Source organism: Streptomyces sp. Ag109_O5-10 (assembly GCF_900105755.1).
Lineage (GTDB): Bacteria > Actinomycetota > Actinomycetes > Streptomycetales > Streptomycetaceae > Streptomyces.
Map to the genome: position 1 here is coordinate 1,914,244 of NZ_FNTQ01000001.1, position 21,283 is coordinate 1,935,526.

The window sequence follows — 21,283 nt, forward strand, 5'->3', positions numbered from 1 at the left end:
TGACAATCGGCCCCGGCGGCCTGCCGGGTGGCACGGGCACCGCTACGGGACGGTGCGGGAGACGACGTAGATCATCGGATAGTCCGGGTCGGCGGTGTTCACGACCACGTCCTGGGTGGGCGCCGGGTTCTTCTGCCTGTGTGTCAGGCCCGACCAGGTCCCGGGGACGGTGAACTTCCAGCCGCTGATCTTCTGGTCGCGGGAGCTGATGCTGATGTCGTCCTTCTTCAGCGCGTCCCGGTTGACGCCCATCCCCTCCAGGAAGCTGTCCAGGCCGGCGCTGTTGGTGCGGAACTGGACGTAGAGGCGGCTGGTCTTCCAGTTGTTCGTCTCGTAGTACGCGATCCGGTCGGCCGGGTGCGGGACCGGCACCTGGTAGAGGCGCCGCTGCACCTTCGACGGCCAGCCCTCGGAGAGGCCGGTCGCCGAGTACTTGGACTCCTTGTCCTTGCCGCTGTTGCGGCTCTGGGCGGCGGAGATCACCAGATAGCCGGCCGGGACCCCGATGAGCAGCACGATGATCAGCAGCGTCAGCGCCCGGCGCCTGGCCTTGTGCCCCGGGGTCTCGGGGGGGCGCCGCGGTTCCTCCGGGGACGCGGCCTGCCGGGGCAGCGAAGCGGTCATGCGGTGTCCCGGGGACGGCGGGCCTCCGCGAACCGCTCGTAGCGCTCGTACCTCTCGACCCGGCGTCGCTTGGCGCGCCGGAACCTGCGGGCGACCAGGCGGGCGAGGTCGGCGGCGCCCACCATGCCGGCCTCGGGGCCGAGCTGGGCGCGGGCGATCCGGGCCTCGGGGCGGTAGCCGCGGCCGGTCAGCTGGCGCTTGAAGGCGTCCCGCGCGGGGCCGATCAGCAGGTCGTCGGCGGCGCTGACCCCACCGCCGATCACGAAGCAGGACGGGTCGAGGGCGGCGGCGAGGTTGGCGATGCCGACACCGAGCCACTGGCCGATGTCCTGGAGCAGTTCCACGCACATCGCGTCGCCCTCGCGGGCCAGCTCGGTGATCATCGGGCCGGAGATCTCGCCGATGTTGCCCTTGACGTGCTCGATGATCCCGTAGGCCACCGGGGAGTCGGCGGCGGCCAGCTCCTTGGCCTCGCGGACCAGTGCGTTGCCGGAGCTGTACTGTTCCCAGCAGCCGCGGTTGCCGCACGGGCAGCGGTGGCCACCGGGCACCACCTGCATGTGGCCGAACTCGCCGGCGACGCCGAACTTGCCCCGCTTGACCTGGCCGTCCTCCAGGATCGCGCCGCCGATGCCGGTGCCCAGCGTGATCATGACCAGGTGGTCCTCGCCGCGGCCGGCGCCGAACCGCCACTCGGCCCAGGCGGCGGCGTTGGCGTCGTTGTCGACCAGGACGGGCACGGCGAGCCGGCCGGCGAGGCGGTCGCGCAGCGGCTCGTTCCGCCAGGACAGGTGGGGGGCGAACAGCACGCGGTTGCGGTCGGCGTCGACCCAGCCGGCCGCGCCGATGCCGACGGCGTGCACGTCGTGCCGGTCGGACAGGTCCAGGACCAGTTCGACGATCGTGTCCTCGACGACCTTCGGGCTCTTGGACTTGTCCGGGGTCTCCGTGCGGAGCTTCTCCAGGATGTTGCCGTCGGCGTCCACGACGCCCGCCATGACCTTGGTGCCGCCGATGTCGATACCGACCGTCGGCACGCGGGGGGCCGTCAGGTGGGACCGGCGCTCCCTGGTGCCGACGGTGCGCAGGACCGGGGCCCGACGGGAGCCGATGGGGGCGGTGAGGTCGCGGTAGGTGCTCATCGGGCTTGATTGTGCCTCACCGCGGGAAACGGTGCCGTTCGGGGGAGATAAGGAAAGGGTGCGGCGCCGTCGCCGAGTGCGGGTCGTCCGTGGCTGGTCGCGCCCACGCGGCCGAGCCGCGCATGTCACGGCTCCGCGCCCCTTTCAGGGGCGATGCGGCGCCTCTTCCTCGACATGGTCACCTTGTCCGGACATTAGAACCAGAACGCAGGCCGTCCTCAGGACCGCACCAGCAGCTGGAACTCGAAGGAGTAGCGGGTCGGACGGTAGATGTGGTCGCCGAACTCGACGGCGCGGCCGGTGTCGTCGTACGTGGTGCGCTGCATGGTGAGCAGCGGGGCGCCCTCCGGCTCGGTGAGCCGGTCCGCCTCGGCGGCCGTGGCGCCGCGCGCGCCGATGGACTGGCGGGCGCTGTGCAGGGTGATCCCCGCGGCCCGCATGAGGCGGTACAGGCCGGTCGCCTCCAGCTGGGCGGTGTCCAGGTCGAGCAGGCCGGGGGGCAGGTGGTTGGTCAGGTACGCCATGGGCTCGCCGTGTGCCAGCCGCAGCCGTTCGATGCGGTGCACGTCGGCGGCCTCGGCGACCCCGAGCGCGGCCGCGACCTCGGCGGACGCCGGGACGACGGTGTTGACCAGCACCTTCGTCGCGGGGCGCTGGCCGGCCGACTCCAGGTCGTCGTAGAGGCTGCTGAGTTCCAGCGGGCGCTTGACCTGGCTGTGCACGACCTGGGTGCCGACGCCCCGGCGGCGGACGAGCAGGCCCTTGTCCACGAGGGACTGGATGGCCTGGCGGACCGTCGGGCGGGACAGGCCGAGCCGTGCGGCAAGCTCGATCTCGTTGCCCAGCAGGCTGCCGGGGGTGAGCGAGCCGTGCTCGATCGCCGCTTCCAGCTGCTGGGCGAGCTGGAAGTACAACGGGACGGGTGAGCTCCGGTCCACACCGAGGTCGAGCGTCACGGTCGGGTCCACATCTGGTTTCGGCACGGGCCCGAGCGTATCCCCGTGACGGGTTGACGGGAAGTTGTGTAGTTCGATTGTCCGGACATACGGATTGACAGCGCGCGGGGTGCACCAGCACCTTGTTCCCATGCGCATCGGGGTCATCGGGACGGGCCGCATCGGCACCATTCACGCGAACACGCTCAGCCGTAATCGCGAGGTCGGATCGCTGATCCTCACGGACGTCGATCCCCAGCGGGCCCAGGATCTGGCGCACCGGCTCGGGGAGACGGCGGCGCCCGGGACGGACGAGATCTTCAAGTGGGGCGTGGACGCCGTGGTGATCACCGCCGCGACCTCGGCCCACGCCGACCTGATCGGCCGGGCGGCCCGCTCCGGGCTGCCGGTCTTCTGCGAGAAGCCGATCGCCCTCGACCTGCCGGGCACGCTGCAGGCGCTGGCGGAGGTCGAGAAGGCCGGGACGGTGCTGCAGATGGGCTTCCAGCGGCGCTTCGACAAGGGGTACGTGGGTGCGCGCGAGGCGGTGCGCTCGGGGCGGCTCGGGCGGCTGCACACCGTACGGGCGCTGACCTCCGACCAGTCCCCGCCCCCGCCGGAGTGGCTGCCGCTGTCCGGCGGGCTGTTCCGGGACACGCTGATCCACGACTTCGACGTGCTGCGCTGGGTGACCGGCCGCGAGGTCGTGGACGTGTACGCGACCGGCTCGGACGCGGGGCCGGCGATGTTCCGTGAGGCCGGAGACGTCGACACCGGCGCGGCGGTGCTCACCCTGGCCGACGGCACGCTGGCCACGGCGACCGCGACCCGGCTGAACGGCGCCGGGTACGACGTGCGGATGGAGCTGTCCGGCGAGCGGGACACCGTGGTGGTCGGCCTGGACGACCGTACGCCGGTGGCCTCGACCGAACCGACCGGGCCGCCGCCCGCGGACAAGCCGTGGCCCGGTTTCCTGGAGCGGTTCGGGCCCGCCTACGAGGCCGAGCTGTGCGCCTTCGTCGACGTGGTGCGGGGGCAGCTGGCCAACCCCTGCGACGGGCGCGAGGCGCTGCAGGCGCTGCGGATCGCGGAGGCCTGCGAGATCTCCCGGCACGAACGCAGACCGGTGGCGCTCGCGGAGATCCCGGACCGCCCGGCCTGACCGGCGGCGGCCGCCCCGGCCGCGGCTACCAGCGCACGGGGAGGCTGCGCACCCCTCTCATCAGGGTGCCCGGCAGCCACTGCCCGTGCGTGCCGTCCAGGGCGAGGTCCGGGGCACGCTCCAGGAGGGCGCGCAGGGCGATCCGGCCCTCCAGGCGGGCCAGGGGCGCGCCCAGGCAGTAGTGGATGCCGTGGCCGAAGGCGAGATGCCCGCGGTGGTCGCGGCGGATGTCGAAGCGGTCGGGCTCGGGATAGCGGTCACCGTCGCGGTCGGCGCCGGCGAGGCTGATCATCACGGGGTCGCCCCGGCCGATGGCGGTGCCGGCGATCTCCAGGGGCTCGGCGGCGTACCGGTACGTGGCGTTCTCCACCGGGCCCTCCCAGCGCAGGGTCTCCTCGATCGCGCCGTCCAGGAGGCTCATGTCGGCGCGCAGGACGGCCAGTTGGTCCGGGTGGGTGAGCAGGGCGAGGACGCCGTTGCCGATGAGGTTGACGGTGGTCTCGTGGCCGGCGATCAGCAGGACGAAGGCCATGCCGCGCAGCTCCGCGACGGAGAGCCGGTCACCGTCCTCGGCGGTGGTTCTGATCAGGTCGCTGAGCAGGTCGCCGCTCGGGCCGGCGCACCGCTTGTCCTCGATCAGCTCCGCCAGGTAGTCGGCGAGCGAGGCGAAGGCGTCGTACTCGCTGCCAGGACGGCTGGAGGCGACCACCTCGTTGGAGAGCTTGCGGAACCGCGCGCGGTCCAGCTCCGGGACGCCGAGCAGTTCGCTGATCACCGTGATGGGCAGTGGGTAGGCGAACGCGTCGAGCAGGTCGGCACGGCCGCGCGGGAGCATCTCGTCGAGCAGCCGGTCGGTGATCTCCTGGATCCTCGGTTCGAGACCGGCCACCCGGCGGGCGGTGAACGCGCGCGTGATCAGGCCGCGCAGCCTGGTGTGCTGGGGCGGGTCGGCGACCAGCAGGTACTTGCCGATCAGCTCCTCGTCGAGGAACCGGAAGCCGATCTTCTCGGTGTCCTTGGCCAGCCTGGGGTCGGCGAGCGCCGCGCGCGCCTCCTCGTACCCCACGACCAGCCAGGTCTCGTGGTACTGGTCGGGAAGGGGCCAGCGCACCCGGTGCACCGGGCCGCGTTCGCGCAGCCGTGCGTACACCGTGTGCGGGTCCGTGCGCAGACCGTCGCCGTACTCGCCGAGGTCGGTCACCTGCATGCTCTGCTCCCCCTTCAGGAGGTCCCCGAGGCCGTCCCGTACCCGGAGAACGCACGGGCCGCCCCGCAGGTGCCCTACTCCTCCAGGAGTCCCGCGTCGTAGGCCAGCAGGGCGATCTGGACGCGGTTGTTGAGGCCGAGCTTGGCCAGGATGCGGGAGACGTGGGTCTTGACGGTGGCGACGCTCATGAAGAGGCCGGTGGCGATCTCGGCGTTGGCGAGGCCCCGGCCGACGGCGACGGCGACCTCGCGCTCGCGGTCGTTGAGTGCGGCGAGCCGGTCACGCGCGCGTGCCTGCCGGGTGTCGGCGCGGGTGCCGGCCGCGTGCGCCATCAGCTGCCGGGTGACGGCGGGCGACAGCACGGGGTCGCCGGACGCGACCCGGCGTACCGCGGCGACGATCTCGGCGGGCGGGGTGTCCTTGAGGACGAACCCGGCGGCTCCCGCGCGCAGCGCGTGCAACACCTGTTCGTCGGCGTGGAAGGTGGTCAGGACGACGACCTGGGGGGCGTCGGCACGCGCGCGCAGCCGCTCGGTGGCGGTGAGTCCGTCCACGGACCGCATCCGGATGTCCATCAGCACGACGTCCGGACGGGTGCGGTCCACGAGCGCCTCGACCTCGTCGCCGTCGGTGCCCTCCCCGACGATCTCGATGTCCCCGGCCCCGCCCATCATGAGGGCGAGACCCGCCCGCACCAGCGGATCGTCGTCGACGAGCAGCAGTCTGATCGCGGTCATGGCTCCTAGGTAATCACGCGGGTACGGCGGCAGGTGCCCGGTCGCCCGGCCGTCACGCGGCCGGGGAGGCGGCGGCCCAGGGCAGCCAGGCGCGCACCTCGAAGCCGCCGTCGCCGACGGCCCGGTGCTCCAGCCGTCCACCGGCCAGCGTGGCGCGTTCGGTGAGGCCGATCAGGCCCTGCCCGGAGCCGGGGACGTGCGGGGCCTCGGTCGCGGGGGCGGGGTTGTGCACGGTGATGTCCAGGCCGTCGCCCGGGGCGCCGGTGACGCGGACGGTGACCTCGGCGCCGGGGGCGTGCTTGCGGGCGTTGGTGAGGCCCTCCTGGGCGATCCGGTAGGCGGTGCGGCCGACGGAGGCGGGGACCGCGGCCGGGTCGCCGACGTGGTTGTCCAGCACCACCTTCATGCCGGCCCCCCGTACTTCGGCGACCAGCGAGTCCAGCGCGGCCAGCGTCGGCTGCGGCCGGCCGCCCGCCTCGTCGCCGTCGGCGGCGCGCAGCACGCCGATGATCTCGCGCAGGTCCTGGAGGGCCTCGTGGGCGCTCTCCCGGATGACCCCGGCGGCCCGGGCGATCTCCTCCCGGGGCGCGTCGGGCCGGAACTCCAGCGCCCCGGCGTGCACGCTGAGCAGGGTCAGCCGGTGGGCGAGGACGTCGTGCATCTCGCGGGCGATGGCCTCCCGGGCCAGCCGCTGGGCCCGCTCGGCGCGCAGCCCGGCCTCGGTCTCGGCCCGCCGGGCCCGGTCGCGCAGGCTGACCATCAGCTGCCGTTTGGAGCGCACGAACATGCCGAGGCTGACCACGAGGAGGGTGAGCAGCACGACGAGGATGACGACGGCCAGGTACGGCAGGTCGGGGTCGGGGCGCAGCCAGTAGAAGAGCGGGACCAGCACGAGGTTGGCGGCGGTGATCCAGGCGACGTGCCGGAACGGGCGGTGCACGGCGAGCGTGAACAGCGCGACCATGGAGGCGCCGCCCGCGGTGTCGGAGGCGAAGCTGACCGGGACCATGGCGATCGCCAGACCGGTCGGCCAGCGGCGGCGCAGCCAGACCGCGGCGCAGGACAGACCGCCGATCAGCTGGTCGGCGACGGCGAGGCCGTGCGGGACGTGGGGGTCCTGGCGCATGGTGTTGGCGGCGGCCACGCCGAGGAGGACGGCCAGCAGGAAGCAGCTGAAGTCGACGAGCCAGTCACGCGCGGTGCGCCGGGGCCGGCGGCCGGCCGGACCGGCGTCGGGGTCGAGTTCATGGATCACGGCGGAGGGGAACAGCCACCGCCGCCCCTCGAACGTCCGTATAGAGATGTCACCGCTCACGGTCGACAAATCTACGCAGGACCGGTCCGTGGCACCTACTCGTGCACGGGATCGTCGACCAAAGTTGGGCCCGTGTGGACTTTCGGTGCGCCGCGCGCGCGTGCGGAGGGTCTTCCGGCGGGCACGGCCCGCCCCACGGCCGATGGTGCGGGCGGAGGACGCGGGGCGAGGGTCGTACCGTGAAACGGTTGCTGGAACTGCTCGGATTCCTCGCCCTGGCCCAGGGTGTGCTGGGGTTGCTGCACGAGGTCACCGACGGGCGGGTGGGACTCGTGCGGCGGCTCGGCTTCCTCGACCCCTACGGCGTCTACGCGAGCGTCGCGCTGATCGTGCTGGCGTGCGCGCTGTTCGCCGCCGCGGGGAGCCGGAGGTCCGGTGGCGAATGAGCCGCGCTGGATATATGCGCATGCCGGTAGTGGGCGGAAATAAAATACCCGCGCATGCAATTATGACTCCTGTGTCCACGCGCGGACCGTCTCCGACGGCCCGGCCGTCCGGCACCCACCGATGGACCTCCCAAGGAGTCGTGTGTTGAACCCGCTCTTCACCCCCTTCGACCTCAAGTCGCTGACGATCCCCAACCGCATCTGGATGGCGGCGATGTGCCAGTACAGCGCGGAGCCGGACGGTGCGGCGGCCGGCGTCCCGACGGACTGGCACTTCTCCCACCTCGCCGCGCGCGCGGCCGGCGGCACCGGCCTGATCATCACCGAGGCCGCGGCGGTCAGCCCCGAGGGCCGGATCTCCCCCTACGACCTCGGCATCTGGAACGACGAGCAGGTCGCCGCCTTCCGGCGCATCACCGCCTTCCTGAAGTCGCAGGGCACGGTGCCCGGGATCCAGCTGGCGCACGCCGGGCGCAAGGCGTCGACCGAGCGCACCTGGGTCGACCGCGGGCGTCCGATCGCCCCGGACGAGCCGCACGGCTGGACGCCGGTGGGTCCCAGCGCGGTGGCCTTCGACGAGACGTCGACGGTGCCCGAGGAGCTGACCACGGACGGCATCCGCGAGATCGTCCAGCAGTTCGCCGACGCCGCCGTACGCGCCCACGCGGCCGGTTTCCAGATCGCCGAGATCCACGGCGCCCACGGCTACCTGATCCACCAGTTCCTCTCCCCGCAGAGCAACCGGCGCACCGACGAGTACGGCGGTTCCTTCGAGGGCCGGATCCGCTTCGCCCTGGAGGTCGTCGACGCCGTGCGCGCCGTGTGGCCCGAGGAGCTGCCGGTGTTCTTCCGCATCTCCGCGACCGACTGGCTGTCGGAGAACCCCGAGGACGGCCGGAGGGGCTGGACCGCCGACGACACCGTCCGCCTCGCCAGGGAGCTGCTGGCGCACGGCGTCGACCTGATGGACATCTCCACCGGCGGCATCGTCCCCGACGCGAAGATCACGAGCGGACCCGGCTACCAGGTCCCCTTCGCGGACCGCGTCCGCAACGAGACCGGCATGCCCGTCGCCGCCGTGGGCCTGATCACCGAGCCCGCGCAGGCCGACAAGGTCGTCGCCTCCGGCAGCGCCGACGCGGTCCTGCTGGGCCGGGAACTCCTGCGCAACCCGTACTGGGCCCGGCACGCCGCGGACCAGCTCGGCGGCAGCGTCGGCGCGCCCGTCCAGTACCACAGGGCCTGACACCGGCCCGCCGGCGGTTCGGATGCGGCGACGGCGACGAAGACGTCACCGTTCGCCCGTCCCGCGCTCCGGCCGGACACTTGAAGTGAGCGCACCGCTCACACTTTCGCCGTTCCCCGTCGCGAACCGCTTCCGGACCGCCGGCCCCGGGGCACCCCGGTGCCGTGACGTCACGCCCGCGGAACGCGGCCGACACTCCGGAAGCGATGCGATCGACATGATTGTCGCGATCACCTGCGCCGTGCTCGCCGCCGCCAGCAACGCGTGGGGCACGGTCCTGCAGCGACGCGCCGCCACGGCCACGCCCGAATCCCGCTCCCCGCTCGCCCTCGTCGGGAACCTGCTGCGCAACCCCGTCTGGCTCGGCGGAATCCTCGGAGTGATCGGCTCGGCCCTGTTCCAGGCACTCGCGCTCAACTTCGGGACCCTGGCGGCCGTCCAGCCGGTCTTCATCCTCGAACTGCCGCTCGCGCTCGTCTTCGGCAGCCTCGTGTTCCGGGTCCGGGTCTCCCGGAAGGCGTGGTGGTGCGTCGCCGCGATCTTCGCGGGGCTGGCCATCAGCCTCTTCTCCGCCGCTCCCTCCGGCGGACGCGCCCAGGTCCCCGGCCTCTGGTGGGTGCCCACGATCGCCGTCATGGGCGCGGTCACCGCCGCGCTCGTCCTCGTCGGCCTGCGCCGCCCGCACGGCCTGGCACGCGCGGCCTGCCTGGCCGCGGCCGCCGCCGTCGGCAACGCGCTCACGGCGGCCCTGGTGAAGTCCGCGACGCACATCCTGTCCCGGCAGGGGGCCACCGCGTTCTTCCTCGCGTGGCAGACCTACGGCTTCGCGCTCGTCGGCTCGTTCTCCATCATCCTGCTGGGCTACGCCATGCAGGGAGGCCCCCTCATCGCCTCCCAGCCGGCGCTCACCCTCGGCGACGCCGTGGTCAGCTTCTGTCTCGGAGTCACCCTCTACGCGGAGTCACCCCGCCACGGCATGTGGCTCCTGCCAGGCCTTTTCGGGGTCGCCCTCCTCTCGTACGGCGTCGTCACCCTCTCCCGCACCCGTTGTCTGGCGAAGTGCGTCGACCGTGACGCGGAGGAGGACCCTCACCGGGCGGAACGCCGGGCGGCGACGGCGATGTAGCCGGGACGGCATGTGCGGGCACCCCGACACCCGGGACCGGAAGTCCGGCATGACGGTGCCCATGTCCACGTACCGAAAGGCCGATGCCGCGTAGGCGCCCCGGCGCCACCGACCGCGCGCTGCGCCGGTACCGGGCGTTTCCGCAGCCTCCCGGACGACGGCCCCGGTATCCGCAGGACGCGGAGTGTTCGTGCCGCGGCTGCTCCTTCGACGACGTACGGCACGCACGCGACGTGCTCGCGGAGGTCCTGCGGCAGCTGCCTCCCCGGTCCCGCGCCCGGCTGGCACGCCAGGTGCGCGCCCTGGACGCCGGGTACGCCGCCGAGCGCACGCCGCCCGATCCGTTCGCCGCCGACCGGCAGTGGCGTTCCGACCTCTGGTGGCGGCGCCGGCTGACCGGCGGTCCAGGTTAACTTCGCGAAAACGAAGGGGACGTGACGGGACTTTCCTTCAACTTGTCATTGACATGCCATACTCTACGCGCGTCATCATGGGCCCGTGAGATTCCCCCCACGAATCACCCGTACCGGCGTTGCGGGCGCCCAGCGTCCGCCCTCGTCGCGGGCGGCGCCGTCCGCGCCGTCACGGCGGACGCCGCTGCCGGCCCGGTCGGCAGTATCTGCTGCGGCGACCTGCCGTCGCAGGCGTACGACACGCTCGACCTGATCGCGTCGAACCGACGGTACGTCAGGCACAACAGGGTCCGGTCGGGTCAAGCCCCCCACGGCTGATCCGGCCGGCCTTGACGCCCGCCACCACACGCATGGCGTTGCCGGTTCTGCCACCTGTTCCGGTGACAGAGCAACGCTTACCCACGGACTGAAACCCGCGAGCTCGACGCCTGCACAGGTGTTGGCGGGCAGAGGGACGTCCGCACCGACCATATCGGTCATGAGAATGCGCCAGATCTTGTAGCCGTGAATCACGCTGGACGCCTCATCGTGACCCCCGGCTGATCCAGTAGACACTGAACTTGAATCGGCGATGTCGGGTTCGGCCGATGTGCGACAGCCCGGTCGTCCTGCCTTGTCAGCGGCGAGTCGGTTGCAGGCGCTCGATGCGGTCAAGGTCGCCGGCGAGAAGGCTCCGGTGGCTGATGGTGAAGTCTCCGTTGAGTAGGGACTGCCCTTCGCCGTAGTAGCGGCCCACAACGGCGGCGGGAAGAAAGGCGCGCAGGCTGTGGCGCATGTTCGTGGGGTAGTCGACGGGTTCGCCCCAGTCAGCAGGGGCTTCGTCGGTGGAGAGCAGGACCCAGTGGTCCACGGGCACGGCGGCGTCGACGTCCGGTGCCGCTCCGGTGTGGCTGTCCAGGGCTGGCACGGTCAGCTGGTCGGGGTCGAGGGGCGGGTACCACAGCAGCAGGGGCTTGGCGCGTTGCGCGTCGGCGTTGTCGAAGCAGCACACGGCGATGGTGTGGTCAGGAAAGTGGGCGGCGTAGAAGCGCAGGAGATCCGGGTCGAGTTCTGGGCGGCGGTGCAGCGGTACTTGCCGCAGCGCGGTGGGGACTGCGGTGGGGTCGGTGGCCAGGAGCACCGTGTAGACGTCGTGGTCGAAGACCTGGACGGGCTGCGGTTCCGCGCTCATCCACGCGATGTCGTCGGCTCCGGCGGCGACGGGTTCCACAGCGGCGACCATGCGGTGCAGGACATCGCCGGTACGCCCGGCGGAAAGGAAGTGCCTGGGGGAAAGCTGCCTGGTGGGCAGGTGCAGCAGCATGGCGTTCGGTCCGTCCGCCAGATTGACGGCGGTGTTCTGGTAGCCCAGGACGTGGATCAGGCCATGCTCCGGGTGGTGCTGCCTTCCGCAGTACACGATCGTGCCGGAGAACGCGGCCTCACCTGTCGAGATACACATGGCGGCAAGGTATCGCTCAGCCGTACATGTTCACCGAGTCGATCGCGCAGTGCGACCAGTCCAGCTCGCCGCGGGCACCGATTTCGTCGAGGCCCAGACGGTGGAGCTTGGTCCGGCCGGTCTCCGGTGCGCCCTCACCCCGTGTGTGTGGAGAACAGTCCGCCGGTCGGGCCCTGCTTGTCGCCGCCCTGGGCCTTCTTGAGGGCGTTGGCGAGGCTCTCGATGGTGAGGGACTGCAGGATCACCCGGCCGTTGCCCTCCAGGGTGGCCAGGGAGAGGCCCTCGCCGCCGAAGACCGCGTTCATGAGGCCCTGGCGGTTGAGGCCGCCGACGCGCTGGACGCCGTACTGGATGCCCTCCTCGAAGGCGACGACGCAGCCCGTGTCGACCTCGATGCGGCCGCCGAAGTCGGCGGGGTTCAGGTCGATGAAGTTGCCCGCGCCGGCGATGATCACCGTGCCGTGGCCGGTGAACTTCTCCAGGATGAAGCCCTCGCCGCCGCTCATGCCGGTCCGGCCGCCCTGGAAGGCGATACCGAACTCGACGGTGGACTCGGCCGCCACGAAGGCGTCCTTCTCGGCGAACCACGCGCGCGTGCCGTTGAGCTCCAGGGCGCGCATCTCGCCGGGCAGTACGCCGGCGAAGCCGACGGTGCCTTCCCCGCCCTGCGCGCTGAAGTACTGGAACGCCAGCGACTCACCGGCGAGCATGCGCTGGCCGACCTGCATGGCGGTGCCCATGGCCTGGCGCAGCATGCCGCCCATACCGCCGCCGCCCTGCTGCTGACCGCCGCCGTTGGGCCCGCTCAGCCGGGTCTCCATGGTCACGTTCGTCGTCTTGAACAGGAACTTGCCGGCCTCGCAGTACACGGTCTGGCCGGGGAGCAGGTTGACGACGGCCATCTGCATGGCGTTGCCGACGATTTCTTGCTGAAGGGTCACGAGAGAAGAACGTAGCCGACGGCCCGGCGGTTCCCTCCGTCCGCCGCTGAGACCGGGTCCGGCGGCCCATGAGAGCCGAGGTTTCCGAGAGACGGGGACACAGAGAGGTCAGGACAGTTCGCGGTGCCTTGCGGTCAGGGCCGCCGCGCCCGCTTTCGTCGGTGTGCCGAACAGGCGCAGGCGGGAGATTCCGCCGTCCGGGAAGATGTCCACGCGCGCGTGCGTGCCCACGGCGGGGGTGGCCAGGACGAAGCGGTGATCGGTGTCCGGCTGGAGGCGGGTGCGCGGGAGGATCTCGCGCCACTCGCCGTCCTCGCCGTCCCGTACCGACACGGACGCCCAGCCCGCGCTGTTGCCCTTCAGGTACGCCGTGTCGATCCCGATCGCCCGGATCTGGGACTGGGCGACCAGGCGGTAGCGGATCCAGTCGTTGCCCTGGTCGCGGCGGCGGCGCGTCTCCCAGCCGTCGTCCATCTTGCGGGAGCGGCCGGGCTGGATGGTGTTGGTCGCGGGCGAGTAGAAGAGGTCAGAGGCGTCCTCCACCCGGCCACCGTGCTCCAGGGCGGCCACGTCGAAGGTGCCGAGCACGGTGAGCCACTCGGGGTCGGGCACCACCTCGCCGTACACGCGCAGGCGCGCGATGCCGCCGTCGGGGTGCTGGTTGACGCGGAGGTGGGTGAAGCGCTGTTCGACGGAGACGGCGAAGCCGTTCGCCGCGTGGCCGCCGACGGGGGTGCGGGGGACGAGGGTCGTCCACTTCACGTCGTCGCCGAGCAGTTCCTCCGGGGACGGCGAGCCCGCGACCGACGTGCCCTCGACCGACACCGCCTGCGGGTAGTTGCCGCGGAAGTGGGCCGTGTCGACGACGATCCCGCGGACGACGCCGGCGGCGCCGAGCCGGACCAGGGCCCAGTCGTGGTCCTCGGCGGTGGGCCAGGGGTGGCCGGCCGAGACCCCGCGGCGGCGGCGTGTCTCCCAGCCGTCCATGATCTTGCCCTTGTGCCCGAAGTGCTCGGGGTCGAACTCGGCCCGCCCCGGCACCAGCAGGTTCTCCCGCTGGGCGAAGAACTCGTCGTTGGCGGCGATGACACCGGCCCCGAGCTGCCGGTCGGCGAGGTTGGCGTACTGGGTGAAGGGGAAGTCGGCGGTGCGGTAGTCCGCGTACGGGTCGCCGCCGGAGTAGGGGTGCGCGTCGCCGGTGAAGGTCGGGATCGCCGTCAAAGGTGTTCCTTTCGGTGTCGGCCGCTGCGGGTGCGGGCGGAGCGGAAGGGAGTCAGGGGGTGCGGGTGAGGAGGTGGCCCTTCGGGGGCGTGAACTCGCCGTCCGCGACGATGCGTTCGCCGCGCAGCCAGGTGGACCGCATGACGCCGTACAGGGTCTTGCCCGCGTAGGCGGTGACCCGGTTGCGGTGCTGCAGGCCCGCCGGGTCCACGGTGAAGGTCTCGTCGGGCGCGAGGACGGCGAAGTCGGCGTCGCGGCCTGCCGCGATGGCGCCCTTGCGGTCGTCGAGGCCGACGAGCGCGGCGGTGCGGGCCGACATCCAGCGGACCACGTCCTCGAGGCCGTGGCCGCGCCTGCGGGCCTCGGTCCACACGGCGGCGAGGCTGAGCTGGAGGCCGGAGATGCCGCCCCAGGCGGTCGCGAAGTCGTTCGTCTTGAGGTCGGCCGTGGAGGGCGAGTGGTCGGTGACCACGCAGTCCACGGTGCCGTCGGCCAGCGCCTGCCAGAGCAGGTCCTGGTTGGCCGCCTCCCGGATGGGCGGGCAGCACTTGAACTCGCTGGCGCCGTCCGGGACCTCCTCCGCGGTGAGGGTGAGGTAGTGCGGGCAGGTCTCGACGGTGAGGCGGACGCCGTCCGCCTTGGCCGCCGCGATCAGCGGCAGCGCGTCTGAGGAGGACAGGTGCAGGACGTGCACGCGCGCGTGCAGGCGTTTCGCCTGGGCGATCAGCTGCGCGATCGCCGTGTCCTCCGCGTCGCGCGGGCGGGAGGCGAGGAAGTCGGCGTACTTCGGGCCGCCCTGCTGCGGGGCGGCGGCCAGGTGGCGCGGGTCCTCGGCGTGCACGATCAGCAGGCCGTCGAAGGAGGCGATCTCCGCCAGGGAGCGGGCCAGCTGCTCCTGGTCGAGGTGCGGGAACTCGTCCACGCCGGACGGCGACAGGAACGCCTTGAAGCCGAAGACGCCGGCCTCGTGCAGCGATCGGAGGTCCTTGACGTTGCCGGGCAGCGCGCCGCCCCAGAAGCCGACGTCGATGTGCGCCTTGTCGGCCGCGACCCGCTGCTTGACGCCGAGGTTCTCGACGGTCGTGGTCGGCGGCAGGGAGTTGAGCGGCATGTCGACCAGGGTGGTGATGCCGCCGGCCGCCGCCGCGCGGGTGGCGGTCCAGAAGCCCTCCCACTCGGTACGGCCGGGGTCGTTCACGTGGACGTGGGTGTCGACCAGGCCGGGCAGCAGGACGTCGTCACCGAGGTCCTCCAGGCGTGCACCCTCCGGGACGGGGGCGTCGTGGGGCAGTACGGCCGTGATCGTCCCGGCGGAGACGGCGACCGAGGCGGCCCGTGTCCCCTCCGGGGTGATGACGCGCGTCGAGCGCAGCACCAGTTCAGCGTCGGACACCCGGACCCCTCTCTCTGCCGCCGATTTACTTCCGCGAAACGGGATTTACACCCACGCAACGGAATTCAACGTTCTGTTGAAGGAGTCTTCACTCCCGCTCCCGCGCCGTCAAGGGCACACTGCATCTCAGGACGTCGACAGGCGCCCACTCTGGACGTTTCCACAAAGCGGAATTACACTTCCGGCAAGCAGAACGTAGCTATGCACAACCAGGGAGTCAACCGACTGCCGGGTAGGCTTCTGCCCTTCCGCCAGCCCCGAAAGGACCGCGCCGTGCCGACGTCCAGCGCCAGCACCCCCGACTCCGCCAAATCCGCTGGCGGCGTCCAGTCCCTGGAGCGCGCCTTCGATCTGCTGGAGCGGATGGCGGACGCGGGCGGCGAGGTGGGCCTCAGCGAGCTGTCCGCGAGCAGTGGGCTGCCGCTGCCGACGATCCACCGGCTGATGCGGACGCTGGTCGCCTGCGGCTACGTACGCCAGCAGCCGAACCGGCGGTACGCGCTCGGCCCCCGGCTGATCCGGCTCGGCGAGTCGGCGTCCCGGCTGCTCGGCACCTGGGCTCGGCCGTACCTCGCGCGACTGGTCGAGGAGACCGGGGAGACGGCGAACATGGCGCTGCTCGACGGGGACGAGATCGTGTACGTGGCACAGGTGCCGTCGAAGCATTCGATGCGGATGTTCACCGAGGTGGGGCGTCGGGTGCTGCCGCACTCCACGGGCGTGGGGAAGGCGTTGCTGGCGAACGTGCCGGACGCCGAGGTGCGGGCACTGCTGGGGCGGACCGGGATGCCGGCCGCGACCGAGAGGACGATCACCACGCCGGAGGGGTTCCTGGCCGCGCTGGCGGAGGTGCGGGAGCTCGGTTACGCCGTGGACGACAACGAGCAGGAGGTGGGGGTGCGGTGCCTGGCGGTGTCCGTGCCGGACTCGCCCACCGCGGCCGCCATTTCGATCTCCGGGCCCGCGGGGCGGGTGACGGAGGCGGCGACGGCGAAGATCGTGCCGGTGCTGCAGCAGGTGGCCGTGGAGTTGTCTCAGGCGCTGGCGAGTTCAGGGGCCTGAGAGGCGGGGGCCTGCGGGGCAGGGGCCGCTCGACCGCTGGCGGGTGCGGGTGCGCCGTGGCTGGTCGCGCGGTTCCCGCGCCCCTGACGGGGCGCTCAGCGTCTCGGCGTCTCGCCGAACAGGTCCACCGCCTGGCGTACCTCCGTCAGGCCCCGGGACAGGGCGCTCATCGAGCCGATCGCGCCCGCGATCAGTAACAGGGAGCGGCGCAGGCGGGGGATCTCCGGCATGCCGCCCGTGGCCATCGCGGCCAGGGCCGCCAGCTCGTCCTCGGCTATCGCGCGGTCCGGGAACTCGGCCGGATGCGCGGCCAGTTCACGGCGCAGCCGGGAGACCGCCGTGCGTAGTTCCGTCACCCTCGGATCCTCGTCGCTGCCGGTCACTGGCCTCTGCCCCAAGCTCCGCAACACAGCTCTCCCCCCTCTCCAGGTGCCCTGAACGATGGTCGGGCGCCCGGCGACGCGGGTCAGTAAACGCCCTCCCGCACGGAAAGCGCTACAGCGCGGACCGAATTTCAGCCCTTCGGAACCGGCCGCCCGCTCCGGCGTCGGGTATGCAGGACGCATGACGGACACGCACGACCAGATCGCCGGGCTGTTGCTGGCCGCCGGCGGTGGCAGAAGGCTCGGCGGGCGGCCCAAGGCGCTGCTGACGCACCGGGGGCGGCCGCTGGTGGAGCACGCGGTCGGGGTGCTGCGGGCGGGCGGCTGCGGGCCGGTGCACGTGGTCCTGGGGGCCCGCGCGGACGAGGTGCGGGAGCGGGCCGAGCTCGGCGGCTGCGTGGTCGTGGAGAACCCGGACTGGGCCGAGGGCATGGGGTCCTCGCTGCGGGTGGGGCTGGCGTCGCTCGCCGGGACGGGGGCGCGGGCCGCCCTGGTGTCCCTGGTGGACCAGCCCGGGATCGGGGGCGCGGCCGTGACGCGGGTGCTCGACGGGTACCGGGACGGGAACTCGCTGGTGTCGGCCGCGTACGACGGGATGCGCGGCCATCCCGTCCTGTTCGGCTCGGCCCACTGGGCGGGGATCGCCGCGAGCGCGACCGGGGACCGGGGCGCCCGCGCCTACCTCGGAGCCCACGAGGAGGCGATCACGCTCGTCGAGTGCGGGGACGTGGCCGAGCCGTACGACATCGACACGGAGGCGGACCTGGGCCACCTTGAGTGAAGGGGATGGCACCGAGCGCCACCTTTGCTCGACCCGGAGAATCTCGACGTCAACAAACCATTGAACTTCCACGATGAGGAAACTAGTATCCACCGATCAGAAGCTCCGGTCCCCTGATCGGGTGCGCTTCGCTCTACCCGGAACGCCTGGCACCCGGTGCCACCGCTGAAGGAAGTGACAGCTCATGTCCGCACCAGCGCCGTCTCCGCCGGCCATCGTCGACGCCGAGCCCCTGCCCCGGCAGGAGGAGGTCCTCACCGACGCGGCGCTCGCCTTCGTGGCCGAGCTGCACCGGCGGTTCTCGCCGCGCCGTGCCGAACTCCTCGCCCGCCGCGCCGAGCGCCGCGCCGAGATCGCCCGTACCTCGACCCTGGACTTCCTCCCGGAGACCGCCGCCGTCCGCGCGGACGACTCCTGGCGGGTGGCCCCCTCCCCCGCGGCGCTGAACGACCGCCGGGTCGAGATCACCGGTCCCACCGACCGCAAGATGACCATCAACGCCCTCAACTCGGGCGCCCGGATCTGGCTCGCCGACTTCGAGGACGCCTCCGCCCCGACCTGGGAGAACGTCGTCCTGGGCCAGCTGAACCTGATCGACGCCTACAGCCGGAACATCGACTTCACGGACCCGGCGAGCGGCAAGTCGTACGCCCTGCGCCCGGACGAGGAGCTGGCGACGGTCGTCATGCGGCCGCGCGGCTGGCACCTGAACGAGCGGCACGTCGAGGTGGACGGCGAGCAGGTGCCCGGCGCCTTCGTCGACTTCGGCCTCTACTTCTTCCACAATGCCCAGCGGCTGCTCGACCTCGGCAAGGGACCGTACTTCTACCTCCCGAAAACCGAGTCGCACCTCGAAGCCCGGCTCTGGAACGACGTGTTCGTCTTCGCCCAGGACTACGTCGGCATCCCGCAGGGCACCGTCCGCGCCACCGTGCTGATCGAGACGATCACGGCCGCGTACGAGATGGAGGAGATCCTCTACGAACTGCGCGACCACGCCTCGGGGTTGAACGCCGGCCGCTGGGACTACCTGTTCTCCATCGTGAAGAACTTCCGTGACGGCGGGCCCCGGTTCGTCCTCCCGGACCGCAACGCGGTCACCATGACGGCTCCGTTCATGCGGGCCTACACCGAACTCCTCGTCCGCACCTGCCACAAGCGCGGCGCGCACGCGATCGGCGGCATGGCGGCCTTCATCCCGTCCCGTCGCGACCCCGAGGTCAACAAGGTCGCCTTCGAGAAGGTCCGCGCCGACAAGGACCGTGAGGCGAACGACGGTTTCGACGGCTCCTGGGTCGCCCACCCCGACCTGGTCCCGATCGCCATGGAGTCCTTCGACCGGGTGCTCGGCGACAGGCCCAACCAGAAGGACCGGCTGCGCGAGGACGTCCACGTCGAGGCCGCCGACCTGATCGCGGTCGACTCGCTGGAGGCGAAGCCGACCTACGCCGGTCTGGTCAACGCCGTCCAGGTGGGCATCCGTTACATCGAGGCGTGGCTGCGCGGGCTCGGCGCGGTGGCCATCTTCAACCTCATGGAGGACGCGGCCACCGCGGAGATCTCGCGCTCGCAGATCTGGCAGTGGATCAACGCGGGTGTCGAGTTCGAGAACGGCGAGAAGGCCACGCCGGAGCTGGCCCGCAAGATCGCCGCCGAGGAACTCGACGCCGTCCGCGCGGAGATCGGCGACGAGGCCTTCGCGGCCGGCCACTGGCAGCAGGCCCACGACCTGCTGCTCACCGTCGCCCTCGACGAGAACTACGCGGACTTCCTGACCCTGCCCGCGTACCAGCAGCTGCGCGGCTGAGCTACTCCGGCGCCGGCTTGTCCGAGTGGCCCAGGGACTTCCCCGGGGCCACTCGGTCGCGTACGGCCTGCTTCACGGCCGTGGGCTCGGGGAACCCCTGTTCGCGCCGGTCCCAGACCACCTCGTCACCGACCCGTACGACGAAGACGCCGCCCTTGCCCGGCTTCAGCGCCAGCTCCGTCAGCTCGGTCTCGAAGGTGGTCAGCAGCTCCTGCGCCAGCCAGGCCGCCCGCGGCAGCCAGCGGCACTGGGTGCAGTACTCGATCTCGACCCGTCGGCTGTCATTCATCCGAGGTGCACCGACCAATCCTGTTGGGCCGCCGGCTTGCCGTGCAGGTCGGGGACCTGTTGCAGCCAGGCCGGGCGGCCCCGCCGGGTTCTGGCCGCGCGCGCGGCCTCCTCGGCCGCGAGCTGGTCACGGCCCGGGAAATCGGTGGGGAGCCACTCGGCGGAGGCCCGCACGCGGGCCAGCAGGTAGCCGATGTAAGCCTCGCGCATCTCCTCGGGCGTCCCGAAGCCGGTGAGCCAGGCGTCCGGGACCTCGGCGAGGACGTCCCGGAGCAGCTGCTCGGTCACCCTGGGCGCGAGTTCGGCGTCGGCGGCCCGGGTGTCGGGGCCGTACCGCCCGAGGGCGTGGTGCCGGAAGTCGTACGGCTTCCCGGGGGCCGAGGTGTCCCAGCGGTGGTGGAAGACGAGCGCGGCACCGTGGTCGATGAGCCACAGGCGCGGGGGTGCGATGCCGAGGGTCGGCCAGACCATGAGGTTGGAGCTGTGCACCGTACGGTCCACGTTGACGGTGAGGGCGTCCAGCCAGACGACGCGGCCGGCCTCCAGTGGGTCCACCGGGAAGACCTCGGCGACCTCGGGGGTGAAGTCCTCCGCGCCGGGCAGGAAGTCCATCCCGAGGTTCACCCCGCCACTGGCCGCGTGCAGGTCGCGCACCTCCTGGTGCGGCTCGTCCCCGGCGATCACCGGGTCGAAGTGCACCAGGACCAGCTCAGGGAACCGCAGCCCGAGCGCCCGCGCCAGCTCCCCCACGATCACCTCGGCGACCAGCGCCTTGCGCCCCTGCGCGGACCCGGTGAACTTCACGACGTACGTCCCCAGGTCGTCGGCCTCGACGATGCCGGGCACGGAGCCGCCGGTGTGCAGGGGCGCGACATAGCGGGTTGCGGTGACCTCTCTCAGCATTCTGACGGGCCACCCACTTCATTGACCTTGCAATCCATGGCCTGCCCCGGAGGCGCGCAGCGGTGAGAACTGCCCCCCGTCAGTCCCCGCAGAATCTGGAGAGTGTCGACCGGCATGCAGACCTCCTCGCCTCTCCAGCAGTCCGTCCACGGCCTTCCGCCCCTTGGCGCCGGCCTCCGGTATGAAGTGAACATAGTAACCGAGGGTGATCGCCACCGTGCACTCTCACGACTGACTTTCAGGCCCCCAGCACATTCGATGCACAGGTGTTCCGTAGCGCCGTGTCAGCGGTGCCGGCGGGAGAAGTCGGCCCCGCCGACACGGCGGGAGTTCGCAGCGGCGGTCACCCTCGCGGGCGACGATGAGCGGGGTGCCTCACTCGGAAATATCTTGGCTCAGCCACCGAAAGACCCACTCTTGTACGTCACCACTCGGCCTTCACGAAATGGGTGACCGTACGACTAAAGCGGAAAATCACATTTCCATGGAACATCCAGCTCTTCGGGGTCGGCACCCGCCCGGATGACCGACTCGTCAACATCGTCGATCGACGAGACGACCTCGTCATGGACGATCGACATGTTCCCGTCATAGATGTCATTGCCGTCGGCCAACAGGTCACGAAGAACTTCGAATGCACGAACTCTGAATTCTCCGGATCGAAGCGGTATAACCCAGATCCACGACTCGCTCTCTGCGGAGCTGGGCGCCCTGCGAGCAGCGATCTCCGATTTGGACATGAGAAGCCGGTTCATCGCCTGAATCTGCAT

General features: G+C 71.5%; 22 protein-coding genes and 1 pseudogene. 8 read left to right on the top strand and 15 right to left on the bottom strand.

Annotated features, from left to right (window positions below):
* Positions 1-42 precede the first annotated feature (42 nt).
* The 3 genes from BLW82_RS08850 to BLW82_RS08860 all read right to left on the bottom strand — a co-directional run bounded on the left by BLW82_RS08850 (position 43) and on the right by BLW82_RS08860 (position 2,722).
* Positions 43-624, bottom strand: a complete 582-nt coding sequence (locus BLW82_RS08850) for a sugar kinase (protein WP_093498270.1) — start codon at positions 622-624, stop codon at positions 43-45.
* Positions 621-1,766 carry an ROK family glucokinase gene (locus tag BLW82_RS08855; protein ID WP_093498271.1) on the bottom strand — a complete coding sequence of 382 codons (1,146 nt, stop codon included), beginning with the start codon at positions 1,764-1,766 and terminating at the stop codon, positions 621-623. The genes BLW82_RS08850 and BLW82_RS08855 overlap by 4 nt, the downstream gene beginning before the upstream one ends.
* Before the next feature lie 218 nt (positions 1,767-1,984).
* The gene (locus tag BLW82_RS08860) at positions 1,985-2,722 is read right to left on the bottom strand and encodes a GntR family transcriptional regulator (protein ID WP_093507941.1); all 738 of its coding nucleotides are present in this window, start codon (positions 2,720-2,722) and stop codon (positions 1,985-1,987) included.
* Between the two features lie 130 nt (positions 2,723-2,852).
* Between BLW82_RS08860 and BLW82_RS08865 the strand changes: the two genes are divergently transcribed.
* Positions 2,853-3,863, top strand: a complete 1,011-nt coding sequence (locus BLW82_RS08865) for a Gfo/Idh/MocA family protein (protein ID WP_093498272.1) — start codon at positions 2,853-2,855, stop codon at positions 3,861-3,863.
* Between the two features lie 25 nt (positions 3,864-3,888).
* Here BLW82_RS08865 and BLW82_RS08870 read toward each other — a convergent pair whose 3' ends face one another.
* The 3 genes from BLW82_RS08870 to BLW82_RS08880 all read right to left on the bottom strand — a co-directional run bounded on the left by BLW82_RS08870 (position 3,889) and on the right by BLW82_RS08880 (position 7,131).
* A complete protein-coding gene (locus BLW82_RS08870) occupies positions 3,889-5,070 on the bottom strand; it encodes a cytochrome P450 family protein (RefSeq protein ID WP_177232888.1) in 1,182 nt (393 codons plus the stop codon).
* 74 nt (positions 5,071-5,144) lie between these two features.
* Positions 5,145-5,807, bottom strand: a complete 663-nt coding sequence (locus BLW82_RS08875; RefSeq protein ID WP_093498273.1) for a response regulator — start codon at positions 5,805-5,807, stop codon at positions 5,145-5,147.
* A 52-nt stretch (positions 5,808-5,859) separates the two neighbouring features.
* The gene (locus tag BLW82_RS08880; RefSeq protein ID WP_093498274.1) at positions 5,860-7,131 is read right to left on the bottom strand and encodes a sensor histidine kinase; all 1,272 of its coding nucleotides are present in this window, start codon (positions 7,129-7,131) and stop codon (positions 5,860-5,862) included.
* Positions 7,132-7,301: 170 nt separating this feature from the next.
* On the opposite strand from BLW82_RS08880, the gene BLW82_RS08885 reads away from it, so the two are divergent.
* From BLW82_RS08885 to BLW82_RS08900, 4 genes are all read left to right on the top strand, one after another.
* Complete coding sequence (locus BLW82_RS08885) at positions 7,302-7,508, top strand: hypothetical protein (protein WP_093498275.1); 207 nt, start codon at positions 7,302-7,304, stop codon at positions 7,506-7,508.
* Positions 7,509-7,653: 145 nt separating this feature from the next.
* Positions 7,654-8,754, top strand: coding sequence for an NADH:flavin oxidoreductase/NADH oxidase (locus BLW82_RS08890; protein ID WP_093498276.1), 1,101 nt, complete (start codon positions 7,654-7,656; stop codon positions 8,752-8,754).
* Between the two features lie 217 nt (positions 8,755-8,971).
* A complete protein-coding gene (locus BLW82_RS08895; protein WP_093498277.1) occupies positions 8,972-9,880 on the top strand; it encodes a DMT family transporter in 909 nt (302 codons plus the stop codon).
* Between the two features lie 83 nt (positions 9,881-9,963).
* On the top strand, positions 9,964-10,293 hold the full coding sequence (locus BLW82_RS08900) for a hypothetical protein (RefSeq protein ID WP_093498278.1): 330 nt from the start codon (positions 9,964-9,966) through the stop codon (positions 10,291-10,293).
* 616 nt (positions 10,294-10,909) lie between these two features.
* Here the strand turns inward: BLW82_RS08900 and BLW82_RS08910 are convergent.
* The 5 genes and pseudogenes from BLW82_RS08910 to allB form a co-directional block, all read right to left on the bottom strand.
* On the bottom strand, positions 10,910-11,734 hold the full coding sequence (locus BLW82_RS08910; RefSeq protein WP_093498279.1) for a hypothetical protein: 825 nt from the start codon (positions 11,732-11,734) through the stop codon (positions 10,910-10,912).
* Between the two features lie 25 nt (positions 11,735-11,759).
* Positions 11,760-11,843, bottom strand: a pseudogene (locus BLW82_RS43160) (IS5/IS1182 family transposase); the annotation flags it as partial.
* Between the two features lie 25 nt (positions 11,844-11,868).
* A complete protein-coding gene (locus tag BLW82_RS08915) occupies positions 11,869-12,675 on the bottom strand; it encodes an AIM24 family protein (RefSeq protein WP_093498280.1) in 807 nt (268 codons plus the stop codon).
* Between the two features lie 108 nt (positions 12,676-12,783).
* Positions 12,784-13,896, bottom strand: coding sequence for an allantoicase (gene alc, locus BLW82_RS08920; protein WP_093498281.1), 1,113 nt, complete (start codon positions 13,894-13,896; stop codon positions 12,784-12,786).
* 52 nt (positions 13,897-13,948) lie between these two features.
* Positions 13,949-15,289, bottom strand: coding sequence for an allantoinase AllB (gene allB / locus BLW82_RS08925; RefSeq protein ID WP_093498282.1), 1,341 nt, complete (start codon positions 15,287-15,289; stop codon positions 13,949-13,951).
* Positions 15,290-15,562: 273 nt separating this feature from the next.
* On the opposite strand from allB, the gene BLW82_RS08930 reads away from it, so the two are divergent.
* Positions 15,563-16,351: an IclR family transcriptional regulator gene (locus BLW82_RS08930; protein ID WP_093498283.1), complete on the top strand. Its 789-nt coding sequence runs from the start codon at positions 15,563-15,565 to the stop codon at positions 16,349-16,351.
* A 95-nt stretch (positions 16,352-16,446) separates the two neighbouring features.
* Here BLW82_RS08930 and BLW82_RS08935 read toward each other — a convergent pair whose 3' ends face one another.
* Complete coding sequence (locus BLW82_RS08935) at positions 16,447-16,734, bottom strand: DUF5955 family protein (RefSeq protein WP_256216192.1); 288 nt, start codon at positions 16,732-16,734, stop codon at positions 16,447-16,449.
* A 181-nt stretch (positions 16,735-16,915) separates the two neighbouring features.
* Here BLW82_RS08935 and BLW82_RS08940 point away from each other — a divergent pair, with 181 nt between their 5' ends.
* Complete coding sequence (locus BLW82_RS08940; protein ID WP_093498285.1) at positions 16,916-17,515, top strand: nucleotidyltransferase family protein; 600 nt, start codon at positions 16,916-16,918, stop codon at positions 17,513-17,515.
* Positions 17,516-17,699: 184 nt separating this feature from the next.
* Positions 17,700-19,322: a malate synthase A gene (gene aceB / locus BLW82_RS08945; protein ID WP_093498286.1), complete on the top strand. Its 1,623-nt coding sequence runs from the start codon at positions 17,700-17,702 to the stop codon at positions 19,320-19,322.
* Between the two features lies 1 nt (position 19,323).
* On the opposite strand, the gene BLW82_RS08950 is transcribed toward aceB, so the two are convergent.
* From BLW82_RS08950 to BLW82_RS08960, 3 genes are all read right to left on the bottom strand, one after another.
* Positions 19,324-19,611, bottom strand: a complete 288-nt coding sequence (locus tag BLW82_RS08950) for an Rdx family protein (RefSeq protein ID WP_093498287.1) — start codon at positions 19,609-19,611, stop codon at positions 19,324-19,326.
* Positions 19,608-20,513 (bottom strand): HipA family kinase, encoded by a 906-nt coding sequence (locus BLW82_RS08955; protein WP_093498288.1) that lies wholly within the window; start codon positions 20,511-20,513, stop codon positions 19,608-19,610. The genes BLW82_RS08950 and BLW82_RS08955 overlap by 4 nt, the downstream gene beginning before the upstream one ends.
* Positions 20,514-20,974: 461 nt before the next feature.
* The gene (locus BLW82_RS08960) at positions 20,975-21,283 is read right to left on the bottom strand and encodes a nitroreductase family protein (RefSeq protein ID WP_093498289.1); all 309 of its coding nucleotides are present in this window, start codon (positions 21,281-21,283) and stop codon (positions 20,975-20,977) included.